We start from the raw sequence: 1,542 nt of genomic DNA, 5'->3' as shown, positions 1-1,542 counted from the left end.
GCTCAACAGGTGTCGGCGAACACGCCGAACGTTCCATCGACGAAACAAGTAAGGATTTGATATCACGTGAGCAAAGCGCTCGACATCGCAAAGGAAGTTCTCGCCGCGGTCGGCGGGAAGGCGAACGTGACGGGCAACGACATCTGCATGACCCGCCTGAGGATCCGCACCTCGGATCCCTCCCTCGTCGACACCGACCTGCTCACCGCGACGAGGGGCGTCCTCGGCATCGTGCAGCGCGGCAAGGGCGGCATCGAGGTCGTTTTCGGGCCGGGCAAGGTCGAGGACGTCCACGACGCCATCGCGGACCTCACCGGCGTCGAGTCAAGGGAGAAGGGCTTCGGCGCGGACGGCCCCTCCCGCATGGACGTCATCGTCAACCAGAAGCCCGAGGCAGAAAAGGGTGCTGAGCCAGAGGCGGCGCCGAAGGCCGAGGACGAGTCGGAAGACGACCTCGCCGAGGTCCAGAGCCTCGTCTCGATGCTCGACGAGAAGGGCGACGACTACCCCGAACCCGAGCCCACGTCGGTCCTCGTGCTCAACGGGCCCAACATCAACATGCTCGGCATCCGCGAGCCGGGGATCTACGGCACCGACAACTTCTCGGACCTCCTCCAGCTCTGCCAGGACGCCGCCGCCGAAGCCGGCTTCGACCGCTGCGCCTGCTACCAGTCGAACCATGAGGGCGACCTCGTCGACGCCATCCAGGACGCCTACGGCAAGTATGACGGGATCGTCATCAACCCGGGCGCCTACACGCACACCTCGATCGCCATCCTCGACGCCGCCAAGGCCGTCCAGCTGCCCATCGTCGAGGTCCACATCTCGAAGGTCGACGGGCGCGAGGACTTCCGCCAGGTGAGCTACATCCGCCAGGCCTGCTTCGAGACCATCACAGGCATGGGCATCCAAGGCTACCGTAAGGCCATCCTCGACCTCGCCGAGAAGCTCGATCTCTAGCCCCACCAACACTGGGTGACAGTCATTGCGTGCAGCTTTCTGGGACACCCTTGCGCGCCCACGACACACAGCGCCGCCAATAAGTTCGCGCCGATTGGCACAAAAATGGGCGCGCATCTCCGCAGCAACTCGGAGGTGCGCGCCCATTGTCAATTTCAATACTACCGAGTCACCGGCAGCTCCACACGCCCGACTCGGTGACGATGAAGTCGACGGGCACGTCGCAGGACTCCGCAGGCAAGGGGTTTCCGCTCATCATCATGCTGCGGGCGAGCGCGACCTTGTCGCCGGGGTAGAACTGCAAGAACCTGTCGTAATACCCGCCGCCGTAGCCGATGCGGTGTCCCTCGGCGTCGAAGACGAGCCCCGGCACGAGGCACACCGAGCCCACGAGGTCCTCGGTCGTAAGCGCCGCCCCGATGCCCGGCCTCGGCTCGAGGATGCCCTTGTACCCCTCGGCCAGGTCGCCCAGACCGAAGATCTCGTAGAACGCCATCGTGTGGGCCTGGGCGTCGACGCGCGGCGCCGCGACCCGCTTGCCGTGCGCGAGCGCCGACTCGATGACCGCGCGCGTGTCGACCT

2 protein-coding genes are annotated in these 1,542 nt (G+C 65.6%); one reads left to right on the top strand and one right to left on the bottom strand.

Annotation, left to right across the window (positions count from 1 at the left end; genetic code table 11):
• Window positions 1-66: 66 nt before the first annotated feature.
• Window positions 67-960: a type II 3-dehydroquinate dehydratase gene (gene aroQ / locus ACT84W_RS11050; protein WP_444329262.1), complete on the top strand. Its 894-nt coding sequence runs from the start codon at window positions 67-69 to the stop codon at window positions 958-960.
• Between the two features lie 169 nt (window positions 961-1,129).
• Here aroQ and ACT84W_RS11045 read toward each other — a convergent pair.
• On the bottom strand, window positions 1,130-1,542 hold a 413-nt coding region (locus tag ACT84W_RS11045), incomplete at its 5' end, for a 5-formyltetrahydrofolate cyclo-ligase (protein WP_444329261.1).

The organism is Paratractidigestivibacter sp. (genome assembly GCF_052362415.1).
Classification (GTDB): Bacteria; Actinomycetota; Coriobacteriia; order Coriobacteriales; family Atopobiaceae; genus Paratractidigestivibacter.
Note: the sequence above shows the minus strand (reverse complement) of the source record. Positions and strands in the feature narration are given on the sequence as shown.